Raw genomic sequence first — 15,009 nt, forward strand, 5'->3', positions numbered from 1 at the left:
ACCCGCATTTCTGCGGGTCTTTTTTGCTCAGTGGCAGGCGGGACGGCTACCGGGCAGCAAGACTTTGTCGATCACATGGATCACGCCATTTTCGGCTTCAACATCTGCAATCACCACATTGGCCATTTGGCCGGAACCATCGGCAATATTCACACCGTCCGCCCCTGATGTGATGCAAAGGCGCTCGCTTGTCAGCAGGGGTTTGAAATAGTTTGAGCCAACCGGGATCATATCCGCAGAAAGCTTGCGGTCATCCACGTGGTACAGCAGCACATTTGTCAGCTGATCCTTGTTTTCCGGTTTGAGCAAGGTTTCCACTGTGCCCTCCGGCAGGGCAGCAAAAGCCTGGTTCGTCGGCGCATAGACGGTGAAGGGCCCCGGACCAGACAGGGTCTCAGCCAAACCCGCGGCACCAACAGCTGCCACCAGGGTGGAGAAACGTTCGTCCCCAGCTGCGATGTCTACGATTGTGTTTGCCTGTGCAGCGCTGACGGATGTGGCGAGGGCAAGAGCTGCAAGGGAGGTTTTGAATGCGGTTTTCATGGTCTATCTCCAAGTATTTTTTCGAGAGTGTTTTCATTTCTCTTTGGGTCGTACAAATGCTACGTGGCAGGAGGTTTTTTGGATCTCAAATTCACAAATATGTTATCAATAACAGTGCATTAAATGAAAAAAGCCCGCTTTGTGCGGGCTTTCTAGGCTGATCCTCGAACAGGGGTTTAAATGCGAAACAGGGGTTGTAGCAATCGCGGCATAAAGGCGTTGAACTTCAGCGGAGCATCGGTTGCAGCGAGGCAGATACAGGCATCGCCAGCATCCGCAATCGGGGTATGCTCCAGATCTTCATCGCCAATCTCTACATCGCCCACCCCGAAGCGCCCGGTTTCATCGCTGAAACTCCCTTGAAGGACCAAAGTGAGCTCCAACCCATTGTGGCTGTGATCGGGGACCGCCTGTCCAGCTGGTATATAGAGCAAGCGAACGGATCCACCGGCGGTTTCAGAGAGGATGCTCTGTTTGACCCCCATACCAAGCGTCCTCCAGCGCGGCGATCCGCCCTTCAAGGCCTCCATCACCGGGCCAGGGTAAATGCCCTGTGCATCATATACCGGTTCAGGCTCCACTGGTTCATCCAAAAGCGCCATCAAATTGGACTTCAAACCACTAGAGACCGCGACATCCTTTGCCCGCTCCAACAATGCACCGCCAACCACGTGATAGGCTCCCAAAGCCGCACGGCACTCTGAACAAAGCGAAATGTGGGCGGCAACAACCATGGCAAAAGGATGCGGCAGCGTACCAGTTGCATAGGCTGCCAACATGTCATCTGGAATGTGATGTGTGATTGCTGACATTTATCGCAACCCCTCTAACTCTTTGCGCAAACGGTTAAGGCCAAGGCGAATACGTGACTTCACTGTGCCAAGTGGCAGTCCGGTTTGAACGCTGATTTCCTTATGGGTGAGATCCCCCAAATAGGCTTTCTCGATCATCTTTTTCTGATCAGGCTGAAGCTGGTCCAGCGCTGTCTTTAGATGTTCAGCCTCCTGGTCGAAGGCCAGAATTTGGCTGGCATCGGGCTCAGAGCCCGGATCCTGAGCCAACTCATCTGGCACAGGGCGGTTCTCTTTCCGAATAATATCAATTTGCCGATTTCGAGCGATTTGATAGATCCAGGCAGAGGCCTGGGCGCGATGTGGATCAAACAGGGCAGCCTTGCGCCACACGGTCAGCATCACATCCTGAACGATCTCTTCGGCCTGAGCCCCGCCCATACCCGAGCGCATTATGAAGCCCTTTAGCCTGGGGGCAAAATACTCGAACAAAGCACCAAAGGCATCCCGATCGCGCTGCTCGCGCACTGCGATCAACCAGACCGTCATCTGAGACATTTGCGGGGCTTGCTGCGGCACGGCACGTCCTGTTTTGGGCGGGCTCTTTTGCGCCTTGCCTGCATGGATATGTTCTAGAACTGTGTCCATCATACCAAGAGTACGCAGTGGTGCAAATTTTGGATCACGTTAAAGGCAAAAAACTTAAGTGGAAACATGCCAGGAGCCGGTTGAAAGGGAATAGCAGCCTAAGGAAGATAGCTAATCTCTGTATTCAGCTCAATCGACACCCCTCCTAACCTGCTGCCGAACCCATCACCTGGATCAGAATGGTCTTTAGGAACCTGGCAGAAATTGCACGCATGACCCCACCCTCGTTTCATGAGACATTCAAATTTGTGACTGTCACCCAGCTAATGACGAACATGATAGCCCGTGTTTGGCTTGAGCTAGGGAAATCTGTTTAGGAGAGATCTTCCATCCCAATAGCGGGTTTTGAAATAGACTAATAGAGCCTTGACATTCCAGCCATACTTATTTGCGGCACGAACGTCCGCTCTTGGGAAGCCACAGAGCAGTGCGCTGGGGGCAGCCTATGGCCATCTATGACGTATCATGATCCTCTGGGATTTGAATTTGCAAAGGGCGCTTCCTGCGCATTGCGGTCCTCCTACCCAGCCTATGAGTGACCCCGCCGCTCAGTTGACCGCTAGAGGTCAGCTACCAGCCCAAAGCAGACAGGGCGTCCTACACCTCGGGCGGATAGCTGTCATTGGCCGCGTCTGCGACGGTTCCGCGCCAGACAGGCAAAAGCGGTCATTCAACCCCTTGCTGGCCGAAGCCTACATACTGCACTACTCACCAAGGTCGGCTGAACGCAGATAGTGACCTTTGCAAGTCCGGCGATCTCGCCTCCGCAGTCATTCAGAAAAGCCAATCTAGTAGCCTTGAGCACAAACCGAATAAAACGTCTCTTACCGTTTAGAGGAAAGAACCGCTTCCCTTGAAGGCCTTACACTATTGCTTCATGTGGGCTCTACTAAGTCTCCAAATCAAATATGCCAACAGGGTGTGGTTTTTCTGTCAAATTACCAGCGATAGGTCTCTCTGCAATTCATCCTACGCCCCCATCAGCTGGCAAAGAAATCCAAAAGAGTATTGTTGAAAAGAACTGGTTTTTCTAGATGCACAGCATGGGCACAACCCGGAATCACTGAAAGATTGGCTCCTTTGATAGATTGCCACAATTGTTCAGTCTGACACCATGGATAGGTACGATCATGATCTCCCCAAATCACCAAAGTTCTTGATTTGATTGCCTCCAAGTTTTTGAAACCACTCCACCCCTGCATCGCTTGCAGGCCTGTCTGGATCGCACCCAGGCTGCACTGTTCTGCGATCTCTGCACATTCCTCATAGGCTTCTGCGTGTTCTCGATCAAGAAACCAAGTTGCCGCAATGCGTCGCGCCGTAGCGCCTGGCCCGTCTACTTTGGCGCGACGTTTTGACGTGTCGATGGTTTCAAAACGGCCAGGTAGGATCCCTGTTGCGCCGGTGCCGTAAAGGACTAGCTGTTCGATACGTTCGGGCGCGCGTTTGACCATTTCCTGCACGATCATTCCACCCATCGAATGGCCAAGTAGCCCAAATTGTTCAATCCCGCGCGCACTCAACACATCCAAGGCCCAGACTGCATACTCCGCAATACTATCCAAGGCTGGCAGCTGAGCATTGTCGCCAAAGCCGGGTAGGTCCAGTGTGACAACTTTAAAGCCTGAAAAGGCTTCAACTTGCGCCCGCCATTGCCGACTTCCACCTAGAAACCCGTGAACAAATACAACCGTGCTCATTTGCGCCCGCCCTGAACGATGCGGTCGAGGATCATGGCGCAGAACAGGATAGAGAAACCGGCAAGGATACCCTGGCCGACATTGGCATATTGCAGTGCTTCCAGGACATCTTCACCCAGCCCCTTGGCCCCAATCAAGGAGGCCACAACAACCATTGCCAGTGACAGCATGATTGTCTGATTGATCCCGGCGCGGATTGAAGGGCTTGCTAAAGGCAGGTCGACTTTTGTTAGCAGATACCACTTGTTGGCGCCAAAACTGATCGCAGCTTCGCGTACGCTTTCAGGAACACCACGCAGGCCTAGAACCGTCAACCTCACCACTGGTGTTCCACCAAAGATCATCGTGACGATCACTGCCGCCGGTTTTCCAACTCCGAAAAATGCAATCACCGGCACCATGAACACGAAGGCAGGCATCGTTTGCATGAAGTCCATAATCGGTTGGATAACGGCATAAAAGGTTGGGCGCCTTGCCGCAAACATGCCCAGTGGGATACCTATCACAATCGACAAGCAGGCTGCTGTTCCCAGCAAGGCAAGCGTTGTCATTGCGCCCTCCCAAAAGCCAAGAAAACCCATATAGGCGAGGAATGCCCCTGAGTAGATCGCCGCTCTGATACCTGCAGTAAGCCAGGTCAGCAGCACGATGAGACTGGCGATGACGATCCACGGTGTCTGGACTAAAATCACTTCGAGAGTATCCAAAAGTCCTCGAATACCAAATGTCAGCCCGTCAAAAAACACCTCGCTGTTGCGAACACACCAGGCTATGAAGCTCTCCACCCAGGAAATGCTGGTCAAACGTATGTTTGGGTCCGTTGGGAAATGGCTCAGCAAGGTAAACCGCCCAGGGAAGCTGTAATGCAGCATTGCAGCGCTTGCGATCAGCAACATGAAAATCGCGCTCAACACAATGTGCACGACTGGCATCGCGGACCGGACAGAGCGGTCGGAAAGCCAATCAGAGAACCGTGCTTCGAGCGCCCAATTGGCCACCAAGCATTGAACTGCTTTGACGACCAGCAAGATGAGAACACCGGTCAGGACAATCGAGGGGCCTTCAGCCGCAAGGGCCTCGGCCTCGGCGCGGATGCCGCCAATGTTTTCTTCCAAGGAATCAACCGTACGGCGATAGACATCAACTTTGTCGGAGTTGTTCTCGATTGCGGCTGCCAGCTGTTGGCGGCGCAGTTCCAGGGTGCCTTCAATCGAGGAAATGCGTTTCATGGCGTCAGCCGCAAGATCCCCAAACAGACCACGTGCAATCTGTACAAAGCCTAGGGTTTCAAGGATCAGAAATGGCAGCGCCCAAGACCATAAGCCGCGGGCCCCAAACCAAACAGGGCCGAATACCCCAGCCATCAGATTCAGGGTTGGGGTAAAACGGGATGAGGCACCAATTCTGTCAAAATTCCTGATGTAATAGTCCGGGTTTGTGCGCACGAAAGCACGAATACTGGAGCGGCGCTCTTCGGCATAGGCCAGCGCGGCTTCGCTTTCGGTATCTTCCAGCGGGTTCACACCTAGATCATTGTGGTTGCTCATGATACTTCCGTCCCTTCGATCACAGTGCGCAGAAGATCTGCCCGGGTGACAATCCCAATGTCCTTTCCCTCGTTCTGGACAATAATTGGCTTGTCCTCTTCGATTGCCATATTGATAAGATTGCTAAGTGTTTCACTTGCCGCAACGCGAGGGAGGTCGGCAGCCAGAGGCCCGCTCTGTGCAACGAAGGTCTCCAACGGCTGCATCACGGCATGTGCGTGAACTACCTTGAGGCGTGAGATGCCAGCGACAAAATCGGCTACATAGTCATCCGCAGGATGCATGACGATGTCTTCCGCGGTGCCCATCTGCACCATTTTCCCGTCTCGCATAATGGCAATTCGGTCGCCGATACGGACCGCTTCATCAAGATCGTGAGTAATGAATATTGTGGTCTTTTTCAGGATCTTCGAAAGGCGAATGAACTCGTCCTGTAATTGTCGTCTGATTAGTGGGTCGAGAGCTGAAAAAGGCTCGTCCATCAGCAAGACATCAGGGTTGGCTGCAAGCGCCCGAGCCAATCCAACACGCTGCTGCATGCCCCCTGACAATTCATGGGCGAATTTTGCGCCCCAGGCCCCTAGCTCGACGATGTCTAGAATGGCCGCGGCTTGTCGCATCCGTTCATTCTTGGCGATTTGGCGAATTTCCAAAGGCATCGCCACATTGTCCAGGACCGAGCGATGTGGCATCAGAGCAAAGTTCTGAAAAACCATACCAATTTTTCGGTTCCGGAACTCCTGAAGCTCTTTTGGCGCTAGCGCCATGACATCAGTGCCTTCGATCTTGATGTTGCCAGCAGTGGGTTCAAGCAAGCGATTGAAATGGCGCACCAGGGTTGATTTTCCACTGCCGGAAAGACCCATGATGCAGAAAATCTCACCGCGGTTCACCGAAAGGCTGATGTCAGCAACCCCAACAACGGCGCCCAATTCGGCAAGAACTTCTGCCTTGCTCAAGCCCCTCTCGCGGATTGCTTGCAGTGCGGCCGGGGGGTTGGCACCAAAAATCTTCCAGACATTCGAAATCTCGACAACAGTATCAGTGCTCATAGGTATCGGTGCTCATGTAGGGGTCCAAAGGCTCAGATGTTGTAAGAGGGGAATGACGCGCCGACAGAGAGTTGCCGCCCTGTCGACGCCGATAGCAACGCTGAGCTCTGTTAGAGCCCGAGCCAGGCATCTACACGGTCAGGATTGGCTTCAACCCATTCACGCGCAACCTCTGAAGGTTCACGGCCTTTGCCACTGATTTCATAGGCAAAACCCGAGACATCATCAGCAGTCAGAGCAAAATTTGCAAAGAACTCCGCTATGGCGGGAGAGCGACCTTCAAGTGAGTTTGACCAGGCGATCTGAACATTCTTGAGCGCATCTTTGGTGGCGACAGAGGATTTTTCGTACCAATCAGGGTCGTCCGAGGGCTGAACCATGACATATTTTGCGGGGTCAAAGGTTGGTTCACTCAACATTTCTACGTCAAACATGAACCAGACTGCGTGAGGCTTGTAACAATAGAAAGCATAGCCTTCACCCTTGGCGATACTGTCTTTGATGCGAGCTGTCTTTACGCTCTCTTCCGCTCGGATGGGCTCGATAAAGTCAAGCAAGCCGTAATCGCGGGTCTTCACTTCGTTCACATTGGCCGAAGCCCATCCTGGCGCGCCAATCCACATCTCGCCTTTGCCGTTGCCATCGCTATCCATCAAAGTTGCCACGTCCGGACGGCCCAGATCCGCGATATCGGTAATGTTGTTCGCTTCTCCAAAAGCCTTGGAGACGCAAAATCCCTGATTGCCCTCATAGGGGTTAGACGACAGGGTCACTGTGCCGGCGCCATCAACGTATTTTTGAGTGAAGCTTTGCTGGTTGGGAAGCCAGACATCTGGATGGACATCAATGTCGCCCTTGCCCTGATCCATTGCTTGAAAAATCGTCGCGTTGTTGCCCGGCACATATTCGACCTTACCCCCGATGCGCATTTCAACAACCGCGCCAAGAAGATGCGCAATCGCCTGTGCGCCGGTCCAGGAAGGAACACCGATCTTGACCTCTTCTGCCGCAAAGGCAGGCGTCGCAAAAATGCTAACCGCAGCCGCCAGTCCCATCTTTCTTAACTTGTTTCCCATGGTCTTCTCCTCTGTTGAGATGCGCCGTGATCCGGCGTCAGATTCATTAATCGGAGCTCCACCTTGCGCGACGACCGTGATGACCGGCCAATCAATCCGCGATGTGGACGAAGAACTGACCAGGAGCCAGGCCACCGTTTCCTTTGAGAAGTCTAAGTCAAAGTGTTTTTGGGAAGCCAATTCGAAGATTTCATAAATCTATTCTGAATTTGCATAGTTTAGGCTAGGCTTTGCCTGCATTCCAGACCGGTAGGAACCCCTTATGGACTTAAATTGGCTACGTGACTTCGAATGCCTTGCCAGGACCTTGAGCTTCACTCGAGCTTCTGACGAGAGAAACATTACGCAATCGGCTTTCAGTCGAAGAATCAAAGCTCTGGAAAGCTGGGTCGGGCTACCTTTGGTCAACCGTGCCACCTATCCCGTGCAGATAACTGAAGCAGGGCAACAGTTCCTGCCAGTCGCATTGGCAGCGATTTCTCAGCTTTCTGAAACACGTCAATCGTTACGTGATGCTGATCGAGGTGACAGCCGTTTTATCCGGTTTTCAGTACTGCACACGATATCGATAAATTATCTCGCTTCCCGAATTGAAGAGATGCAGCTTCAGATTCCCGAACTGAGAACTCGTGTGAGATCAGATTCCCTCAGCACCTGTTGCGAACTCCTTGTCGAAGGCGCAGTGGATATAATGCTTTGCTATTATCATCACTCGGTTTCACCAAAGATCGACGAAGCTGCTTTTATCCGAAAGGACCTTTTGACAGATCGTCTCATTCCGGTCGCCGCCACAAAACAGGCTCGTGCCAACCTGTGGAACCTGAACAAGCAGAATGGCTCTCCGATCCCCTATCTTGCGTATGAACCTACGTCGTTCCTAGGTACGGTTGTCGAAAACACAGTGGAACGGCAATTGCTCAATGCTGAAGAAATCTATGTTGATGGCCTAGTGGAAACAATCAAACGGCGCCTTTTAAAGGGGAGCGGCTTTGCCTGGATGCCTGCAACAGCTATCGAGACAGAACTGAGCGAAGGGGTTTTGGTGCCGATCGGTGATGATTGTTGGCGCACTTCATTGACTGTATCTGCTCTGTCAAATCCAGAAACGTTGGATCCAACAGCCCGAAGGTTGTGGGACCTACTGTAGCTAAAGCAGAACCATCTGGTCTGATACCCAAAGCGTGCTTCGGAAACGATTGTCATCATCTCCCTTTCTGTCTGGTCAATTCTATTTGTCGGTTCGAAAGTCCGCTCCCTCAAAACATGTTTGCGATTGCAGTTCCGCTGTGGGTTCGCCGTCAGAGATTTTGGTCCAGTTAGCAGCCTGAGCTAAGAGTGGGTCTGACGCATATGGTTTGTTTGGTTAAGCAGCGGATTTGCGGTGGAGCAAACGTCGCGTTTCGATGATTTTTCCATTGATCCTTTCTCGCTATTTCAGAACGACTTCACCGCGCCCCATAGCAGTTTCTTGGGAAGCGGCCATTCGCCAACGTTTTCTAGACGGCAGCAAAGTCCCGCACCGCTGACCTTGTACCGCCTAAAATGCTGCGTGACTGGTCAAACAGCTGCTTTCGAGATCTGCAGCGCAACGTTTCTTGCCCGGCAAATGTCGGCAATGGGCTGTTCACGTAACTTTGCAAACTACGCTTTCTGCGCATAGCCGACGTCGCGGGCTATCTGCGAGGGTAGTCCCTATTCCTTCAGGCTACGGATGACTGCTCTCAGCCCAAAGCGGACTCGATCTGCAAATCCCTTCGACCGTGCGGCATCCGCAGGTCGAGCGGAAAGCCGACTTTCGTTGTGCTAGTCACCAATGTCCGATGCGCGCGATATTGTAGCGATTGAGTGAACTGCATTGGGATGGAATAATCAGCATTTCCCTCTAGTCAATCGGTATCGATCTCGGAAAATCGATCTGCCAAGAAGTCAACCATGGTGCGCACCCGGCGCGGAAGGAATGCTGTTTCTGGACGCAGAATGAAGACACCTCCGCCCGCGTCTGATTCTGTGTAGTCCTCGAGCAAGGGCACCAATCTACCTTCGTGCACGCCATTTGAAACGAGGAACTCCGGCAGCCATGCAATACCGCGTTCCGCGCAACACGCCGCATGGAGTGCCTCGAGACTGTTGCATAAAAAACCTGGGCCTAGCCGTACGTTTCCACCTTGCCGTCCGTTAAACCCCCAATCTGAAACCTGTCGTTCCTGCCCCAGGCGTAGGCATTTATGCGTCACGAGGTCTTCGGGCTTCTCAGGAACGCCATGCTGCTCAAGATAGGCTGGCGCAGCGAATGGCCTGCGTCGGTTGCTCATCAGCCTTCGCGACACAAGAGACGAGTCTGGCAAGATGCCGCTCCGGATCGCAAGATCGAAACCGTCACTGATCAGGTCGATGATCTTGTCCGTCAAAATAAGCTCAATCTCGATATCCGGGTGGCGTTCCATGAACTCAATGACCAGGGGCACAACATGCAGTCGCCCAAGTGCTGCTGAACTTGTCAAACGTATCGTGCCGCGCAAGGTATCAGCATCATCAGTGATATCGTCTTCCAGCGCGGTCAAGCGGACGAAAAGCTCCCGTGCTTCCTCCACATATCGCCGACCTGCTCCTGTCAACGTCATGCGCCGGGTCGAGCGGACAAGTAGCGGCACCTTCAACCGTTGTTCCAGCTGATGCACCCGTTTCCCGACGGCAGAAGGTGTGTATCCCAACGCTCTGGCAGCGGCCGAGAAATTGCCGTGATCAACAACGGCCAAAAGGATTTCCAACTCGGTTTTTTGACCCATCTGTTCCAAATACTATCAAGATTTGATCCATGATACCCGATTATCATCACAAGTCATCCAAAGTATCACAGGCGACAACAGCAATACCGAGGAGACCCGCCTTGCATACCGCATCGACGACAACTCTCTTCACGCCTCTGACCCTGCCGAACGGTCGTGTGCTGAAGAACAGGATCATCAAATCGGCCATGTCGGATTCACTGGGGGACGGCCAAGGCAACCCGACCCTAGCACAAATGCGACTGTATGAACGGTGGGCAGAAGGTGGGCTGGCAGCGTCGATCATCGGAGAGGTCCAGGGCGATCCACGATACCCCGAGAAACCGGGAAACTTGATTTTGGACGATAACGCTGACAAGTCGGCATTTCGCCAGCTTGCGCGGCAAGGTTCGACGAATGGAGCACAGCTTTGGTTGCAGCTTGGACATGCCGGGGCATTGGCACATCTGCCAATCAGTAAACCCAAAGGGCCAAGCGAAATAGAGTTCCCTGATTTCCGCAGCGAAGCCATGTCTCTTGCCGAGATACAGGCTGTTCCAGATTGTTTTGCGAAAACGGCATTGCGTGCGGCGGAGTTAGGGTTTGGAGGCGTGCAAATCCATGCCGCACACGGCTTTCTTCTAAGCCAGTTTCTGTCGCCACTCTTCAATCATCGAACGGATGCCTATGGTGGTTCAATAGAGGCTCGGATGAGATTGCTTATCGAAACGGTAGAGACGGTTCGTGCGCTGGTACCATCTGATTTCGTGATGGCGGTTAAACTGAATGCCACTGATCAGCTTGATGGTGGTCTGGCGGAAGAAGACTCCCTCAAGGTCGTGGCTGAACTCGAAGGCAGGGGTGTTGACCTTCTGGACATCAGTGGAGGCACCTATTTTCCTGGTGCGTCGTCCAGCTCCGAGCGTGCAAGTATAGGTCCTTACTTTGTTGATTTCGCCCGTGCAGCCCGTCACATAACATCGATCCCTCTTATGGCGACCGGCGGTTTCAAGCGTCAGGAGGAGGCTGAAGCCGCCGTCCATTCGGGGACTGTGGATGCCGTGGGGCTGGCTCGTGGTTTTGTCCTTGATCCGTCCCTACCTGCAACATGGCAGACGGATAAAAGTGCCCCCCTCTTCCCGCGCTTTGCCACATTGCCCCCCGGCGGCATGACGGCGTGGTTCACGATGCGAATGACCGATCTTGGAGAAGAACGAGAGGGTCAAGTGGACAGGGAGATTGGTGAAGCTCTGGCCGAGTACGAAATACGCGATGCGCAGCGTGTTGGGATTTGGAGGAGAAGATCTTCAGGTCAGTAAGGTGTTTTTCCCCAGGCCGCGGGCTTCACGACAGGGGCTGCTGGTTCAGGGGAGGGTGAAGGCCTGCTTTGGGCCGTTCTTGGCTATGGCACAGGATGGCATGACACGAAAGACGCTAGTGATTGCACCGTTTCGATGGATTTCGCTTTCCCAAACAATTAGGAACCATGGGCAGAACGTGCTTAAAGTCTGCCAAACATGAAGGGATCCATTCTATCAAAACGCGCGAACCAAAGACATTATCAACAGCTCATCAAGACGTGGTGAAAAACACACGTCGATGGCTTGAACACATGGTGGTGGGGTTAAATCTATGCCCATTTTCCTCGAGCGTCATAGCCCGAGACCAAGTCCACTATGCCATATGTGACGCCACGACCGATACGCATCTAAAGCAGTTTTTTATGACGGAACTACAGCGCCTGCTCGTGACCAACGAAAATGACATCGCTACCAGCCTGCTCATGTTTACCCAAGGTCTAGAAGAGTTCGATGATTACCTCGACTTACTCAATTGGTTTCAGCAACTCTTGGAGCAAGCAGAGTTGACAGAGGATGTGCAACTGGCATCCTTTCATCCTCAATACCAATTTGACGGTGTGGCTCCGGACGATCTAAGTAATTTCACCAATCGCGCGCCCTATCCAACCATACACCTTCTGCGTCAAGACCAAATGACCAAAACCCTCGCGCACGTTTCGAACCCAGAGAAGATTTATTTGGATAACATAGAAACGTTGAATAAGCTTGGCCGCCGACAGGTCGAGGCACTCTGTCCCTGGGGAAAATAAGGCTGATTGCGGTTGCCTGTAGTCGCGTCCGGCGTCAAAGCTCTTTGGACCAAAGGTCGATTAAACTAAGAGAGCATTTGGCTCATCGGGTTTGGGGCAGTGCTATGGTCCAACTCTGTGGTACCTGGCAGCAAACTCGGCAGCGTAAACCTTGGACGAGTCACAGTGCAGCACCGCCCCCCATCGCCTGGTCTGGGGAAGTTGCATCGCAGCGTTAGATGATCTGGCCAAAGTCAGCTGTGGGCCGGTCAGGAAAAAATTTTTGCCCGGTGGCCCCAACTTTGCAAAGGTCGCTCTCTGCGCTTCGCCGACATTGGTGCTGATCTCAGCATTGAGGAGCGCTCACCAAGGCCGACGAACGGCAACATTCGTGATGATCAGCTGATGGTTTCCTTACCCGGCATGGTCAACGCGCGCCCAATAGCGTCCTGTCGCGCTGGATGCCCCGTTCTTGCTCAAAGACAAGGCGGCAGCGGTCGGACTGAAGCAGCCGCTCTTCGGCGGCTACCCTGGCTCCGAACCGCGCAATAACGGGCCCGCAATGACCTCTTCCGACATGTCCCTTCCTAAACCAACCGCACAAGTCGAACCCTATTTCAACATCCTGGGCCTTGATGACACCCTGCGGTTTATCGAGGCCTTCGGCGGCACCGAGGTCTACATTGCGGACAACCCTCAGTCCCGCTCAAGTGACGTTGCGGTTTTGGGATATGACAAAGCCAAGGGATTGGCGGAAGTTTCTTACCTGTTGCAACGCCGTGTCCCCCTAGCAAAGAAGTGGCGGGCGCTCACTTACAAAGCGAGAGGCATGACAACGGTGCAAATTGCCCGAAAACTCTGCGTGACCGATGTTTCTGTGCGCAGTTGGCTAAGAGCTGGGCGCTGATGCCAGCCAGGCCCCAGACAGCTAAGACGACCACCCGGGCTCTTCTCCTTTCAATCGAGACTCCGCCCCACATTCAGCGCCTCCCGATAGCACGGTGCAAACTCCATTTGCCGACTGCGGGAAATGAGCATTCAGCGGGATTTCAAACAGTTCCTTCCGCAAATTCCACTTGCCTGCAAATAGATGTGCCCCACTTCAACGGTCGCAGCATGAGCCTGCGCATCAAGCGTCTAGACGAGACCTGACCCGTTTCCTCTCTATCGATTGGCCGATTTGAGCCTATAGCGCCAGATGCAGCGTCTGGGCCCTGGGACAGCAATGCGCAGATAACAGAGTTTGCAAAGCCCGTCTTTAGGCCTAGGAACACAGACTGTGACCCCGCGATGCCGCGTGAAAAGCGGTCATCGATGAGAGTTGCTGCGAAATTTGAGGGTTGGAGGCCAGCAGTGCGGACAAATCTGCCGTTGCCCCATTAAAAACCAATGGCAGTCTTGGTAATTCTGCCTGCTTTCAGCCCCGCATCTGTCCTCTGGAATGCCCCAACAATTTCGGCCAGGGCGGAAACTGCGATTGAAGAGGCGTCCCGCAGTGTTGGCACCAGACCAAGCGGGCCGTGTAAACGGAAAAGGCTCGCCTCAGAAACGCCCATTTGCCGCAATGTTTCTTTACGTATTGCGTGAGTGCGGCGGCTTCCGAGGCAGCCAATAAATTGGGCGGGGGTATCGAGCGCGGCCCGCAGCAGGTTTGGTTCCCAATCATGGTCATGGAACAATGTCAGAAAGGCAGAATGTGCGTCCAACATATCAAGGGAAGGCTGCGCACGGGGGGATGTGAGATGCAGCGGTGTCTGGCTTGACAGGTGGCCAATTGCTTCCAGGTCCTCTGTCTCAGGGGACAGCAAATATAGGTCAAATCCCATCGCTTGGCCAATCTGCGCCATGGACCGAAAAACTGCCCCGCGTCCGGACAACACAAGGCGATGCTGGGGGGCGTAGGTGAATGCCCGAGACACCAGTTTCGCCTCCTCTTGTCCCTCGAAGGTCAGTGTCACCGTCTGACGTGCGGTAAATGCTTTTGCGGCAGCTAGGATCGCTTCTGTGTCAGGCGTGGGGTCAATCAGGACCGTCAGAGCACCGCCGCAGGGGAGTTTGAGATCCACATAGCAGGATCCGTCGCCGTAGCGGATCGTTTTCTTCTGCCCTGAATGCAGGGCCTCCACTGCGTGCAGCTGAATGTCGCGATCTATGCAGCCGTTTGACAGATACCCTGTCATCTGCCCGCTCTGGTCTACCAGCGCGAGGGAGCCAACCTCCCTCGCCGCCCCGCCTTCGATTGCAAGGGAGGTGATCAATGCAAAAGGTCGGGCAGCACGAATATGCGCCGCCCCTTTTGTAATGATGTCTGATGCGTGTTCAGCGTAGAGCAGACCGTTAAACGGTGGCATCTTCATTCACGACGCTCGCAAAGGATTTGAAGAACTTTGCCGCCAGCTTTTTGGCAGTGCTTTGGATGAGACGGCTGCCCAATTGAGCCAGCTTGCCGCCAATGTCGGCCTTGGCCTCATAGCGGAGGATGGTCTTGTCTGGTCCATCTGCGGTCAGCGTGACATCGGCGCCGCCCTTGGCATGGCCTGCGGCACCACCATTACCCTGGCCGGTCAGTGAGAACGCATCTGGCGCGCCTGCTGTGTCCAATTGGACATCTCCGTTGAACTTGGCTTTCACGGGGCCGATTTTCAGCACGACTTTGGCCTCAAGCTCTGCGTCGGAATGTTTGATCAGTTCTTCGCAACCGGGGATGCACTGCTGCAGAATCTCCGGGTCATTCAGCGCGGCATAGACCACGTCTATAGGCGCGTTGATGGTGATTTCGTCTGTTAGTTCCATGAGAT

The 15,009-nt window shown here is 53.6% G+C and carries 14 protein-coding genes; 4 read left to right on the forward strand and 10 right to left on the reverse strand.

Annotation, left to right across the window (positions count from 1 at the left end; translation table 11 throughout):
* Positions 1 to 27 precede the first annotated feature (27 nt).
* The 7 genes from RSK20926_RS10690 to RSK20926_RS10720 form a co-directional block, all read right to left on the reverse strand.
* On the reverse strand, positions 28 to 543 hold the full coding sequence (locus RSK20926_RS10690) for a fasciclin domain-containing protein (RefSeq protein WP_008206603.1): 516 nt from the start codon (positions 541 to 543) through the stop codon (positions 28 to 30).
* A gap of 176 nt (positions 544 to 719) precedes the next feature.
* Positions 720 to 1,355: a ChrR family anti-sigma-E factor gene (locus RSK20926_RS10695; RefSeq protein WP_008206604.1), complete on the reverse strand. Its 636-nt coding sequence runs from the start codon at positions 1,353 to 1,355 to the stop codon at positions 720 to 722.
* On the reverse strand, positions 1,356 to 1,985 hold the full coding sequence (locus tag RSK20926_RS10700; protein ID WP_008206605.1) for a sigma-70 family RNA polymerase sigma factor: 630 nt from the start codon (positions 1,983 to 1,985) through the stop codon (positions 1,356 to 1,358).
* A gap of 977 nt (positions 1,986 to 2,962) precedes the next feature.
* On the reverse strand, positions 2,963 to 3,682 hold the full coding sequence (locus RSK20926_RS10705; protein WP_008206606.1) for an alpha/beta fold hydrolase: 720 nt from the start codon (positions 3,680 to 3,682) through the stop codon (positions 2,963 to 2,965).
* Entirely contained in the window at positions 3,679 to 5,229 is a 1,551-nt protein-coding gene (locus RSK20926_RS10710; protein ID WP_008206607.1) for an ABC transporter permease, read from the reverse strand. The genes RSK20926_RS10705 and RSK20926_RS10710 overlap by 4 nt, the downstream gene beginning before the upstream one ends.
* Positions 5,226 to 6,281, reverse strand: coding sequence for a quaternary amine ABC transporter ATP-binding protein (locus RSK20926_RS10715; protein WP_008206609.1), 1,056 nt, complete (start codon positions 6,279 to 6,281; stop codon positions 5,226 to 5,228). The genes RSK20926_RS10710 and RSK20926_RS10715 overlap by 4 nt, the downstream gene beginning before the upstream one ends.
* Positions 6,282 to 6,391: 110 nt before the next feature.
* Complete coding sequence (locus tag RSK20926_RS10720; protein ID WP_037254827.1) at positions 6,392 to 7,357, reverse strand: ABC transporter substrate-binding protein; 966 nt, start codon at positions 7,355 to 7,357, stop codon at positions 6,392 to 6,394.
* 262 nt (positions 7,358 to 7,619) lie between these two features.
* Between RSK20926_RS10720 and RSK20926_RS10725 the strand changes: the two genes are divergently transcribed.
* A complete protein-coding gene (locus RSK20926_RS10725; RefSeq protein WP_037254720.1) occupies positions 7,620 to 8,504 on the forward strand; it encodes a LysR family transcriptional regulator in 885 nt (294 codons plus the stop codon).
* A 739-nt stretch (positions 8,505 to 9,243) separates the two neighbouring features.
* Here the strand turns inward: RSK20926_RS10725 and RSK20926_RS10730 are convergent.
* Positions 9,244 to 10,143, reverse strand: a complete 900-nt coding sequence (locus tag RSK20926_RS10730) for a LysR family transcriptional regulator (RefSeq protein WP_008206614.1) — start codon at positions 10,141 to 10,143, stop codon at positions 9,244 to 9,246.
* 101 nt (positions 10,144 to 10,244) lie between these two features.
* Here RSK20926_RS10730 and RSK20926_RS10735 point away from each other — a divergent pair, with 101 nt between their 5' ends.
* The 3 genes from RSK20926_RS10735 (at position 10,245) to RSK20926_RS10745 (ending at position 13,118) form a co-directional block, all read left to right on the forward strand.
* Entirely contained in the window at positions 10,245 to 11,441 is a 1,197-nt protein-coding gene (locus tag RSK20926_RS10735; RefSeq protein ID WP_037254725.1) for an oxidoreductase, read from the forward strand.
* A gap of 122 nt (positions 11,442 to 11,563) precedes the next feature.
* A complete protein-coding gene (locus tag RSK20926_RS10740; RefSeq protein WP_232281880.1) occupies positions 11,564 to 12,232 on the forward strand; it encodes a DUF1415 domain-containing protein in 669 nt (222 codons plus the stop codon).
* Positions 12,233 to 12,683: 451 nt separating this feature from the next.
* Positions 12,684 to 13,118 (forward strand): helix-turn-helix domain-containing protein, encoded by a 435-nt coding sequence (locus tag RSK20926_RS10745; protein ID WP_008206618.1) that lies wholly within the window; start codon positions 12,684 to 12,686, stop codon positions 13,116 to 13,118.
* 472 nt (positions 13,119 to 13,590) lie between these two features.
* On the opposite strand, the gene RSK20926_RS10750 is transcribed toward RSK20926_RS10745, so the two are convergent.
* Together RSK20926_RS10750 and RSK20926_RS10755 are read right to left on the reverse strand one after the other, a co-directional pair.
* Positions 13,591 to 14,568, reverse strand: a complete 978-nt coding sequence (locus RSK20926_RS10750; RefSeq protein WP_008206619.1) for an XdhC family protein — start codon at positions 14,566 to 14,568, stop codon at positions 13,591 to 13,593.
* Positions 14,549 to 15,004: a CoxG family protein gene (locus tag RSK20926_RS10755; protein WP_008206620.1), complete on the reverse strand. Its 456-nt coding sequence runs from the start codon at positions 15,002 to 15,004 to the stop codon at positions 14,549 to 14,551. The genes RSK20926_RS10750 and RSK20926_RS10755 overlap by 20 nt, the downstream gene beginning before the upstream one ends.
* Positions 15,005 to 15,009 lie beyond the last annotated feature (5 nt).

Source organism: Roseobacter sp. SK209-2-6 (genome assembly GCF_000169455.1).
Classification (GTDB): domain Bacteria; phylum Pseudomonadota; class Alphaproteobacteria; order Rhodobacterales; family Rhodobacteraceae; genus Pseudophaeobacter.

Coding starts and splice junctions, on each gene's coding strand:
- RSK20926_RS10750 (WP_008206619.1), bottom strand. CDS start 14,568: ATGAAGATGCCACCGTTTAACGGTCTGCTCTACGCTGAACACGCATCA.
- RSK20926_RS10720 (WP_037254827.1), bottom strand. CDS start 7,357: ATGGGAAACAAGTTAAGAAAGATGGGACTGGCGGCTGCGGTTAGCATT.
- RSK20926_RS10725 (WP_037254720.1), top strand. CDS start 7,620: ATGGACTTAAATTGGCTACGTGACTTCGAATGCCTTGCCAGGACCTTG.
- RSK20926_RS10730 (WP_008206614.1), bottom strand. CDS start 10,143: ATGGGTCAAAAAACCGAGTTGGAAATCCTTTTGGCCGTTGTTGATCAC.
- RSK20926_RS10755 (WP_008206620.1), bottom strand. CDS start 15,004: ATGGAACTAACAGACGAAATCACCATCAACGCGCCTATAGACGTGGTC.
- RSK20926_RS10700 (WP_008206605.1), bottom strand. CDS start 1,985: ATGATGGACACAGTTCTAGAACATATCCATGCAGGCAAGGCGCAAAAG.
- RSK20926_RS10715 (WP_008206609.1), bottom strand. CDS start 6,281: ATGAGCACTGATACTGTTGTCGAGATTTCGAATGTCTGGAAGATTTTT.
- RSK20926_RS10710 (WP_008206607.1), bottom strand. CDS start 5,229: ATGAGCAACCACAATGATCTAGGTGTGAACCCGCTGGAAGATACCGAA.
- RSK20926_RS10690 (WP_008206603.1), bottom strand. CDS start 543: ATGAAAACCGCATTCAAAACCTCCCTTGCAGCTCTTGCCCTCGCCACA.
- RSK20926_RS10705 (WP_008206606.1), bottom strand. CDS start 3,682: ATGAGCACGGTTGTATTTGTTCACGGGTTTCTAGGTGGAAGTCGGCAA.
- RSK20926_RS10695 (WP_008206604.1), bottom strand. CDS start 1,355: ATGTCAGCAATCACACATCACATTCCAGATGACATGTTGGCAGCCTAT.